1 protein-coding gene is annotated in these 701 nt (G+C 63.2%); it reads right to left on the reverse strand.

Going from position 1 to position 701, the window contains the following annotated elements:
• Window positions 1-98: 98 nt before the first annotated feature.
• A complete protein-coding gene (locus A9X01_RS28130) occupies window positions 99-422 on the reverse strand; it encodes a hypothetical protein (protein ID WP_065120539.1) in 324 nt (107 codons plus the stop codon).
• Between the last annotated feature and the right edge of the window lie 279 nt (window positions 423-701).

A 701-nucleotide genomic window follows, 5' to 3' on the forward strand; every position in this document is an offset into this window, starting at 1 on the left:
GCGCCTGCCACCACGTCCTCACATCCAACCCGCCGAACGCCCACCTCCTCCACGGTCTCCCCGGAGCATGTGCGTCGCTGCCCGGCTTGGAGCGACAATCAGTCGAACCATTGCAGCGGATCTTCGCGTCCACTCGCAGCCCTCGACTTCGCACGCAATGCCAGAACTCGCTGGTGCATTCGGTGTTCAGTGCCGCGGGGAAACTCCAACGCTGCATACTTGCCACGCCTGATGCGGTCAACCCGGCCCCTTCCCATCTCCCAACGCAGCGCATCAGAAATGGCCTTCGAGGCCCGACCGTTGACGGTGAAGCCATGCCACTTGAGGGCGGCGATGAGTTCCGGAATAGTCGCGGGCCCGTGCAACACCAACTGGTAGGTAAGCACATAGCGAAGCTCGGTTCCTCGTAGCAGCACGCTCATGCGTTGAACGTCGCATTCGCGTCCACATCCCGCCAGTCACCACAATTCGGCTGTGGATCGTGCACACCGACAATGTCGCTACAAGCCGGGCAACGACGCACATCCTCCTGAGAGACCTTGGCGAAGACCGGCGGCCACACGGGTGTGACACGCTGAGCGCCCACAACCGCATCCACCGACAATGTCGCTACAAGCCGGGCAACGACGCACATGCTCCGGGGAGACCGTGGAGGAGGTGGGCGTTCGGCGGGTTGGATGTGAGGACGTGGTGGCAGGCGC

This window comes from Mycobacterium asiaticum (genome assembly GCF_001668675.1).
GTDB lineage: Bacteria > Actinomycetota > Actinomycetes > Mycobacteriales > Mycobacteriaceae > Mycobacterium > Mycobacterium asiaticum_D.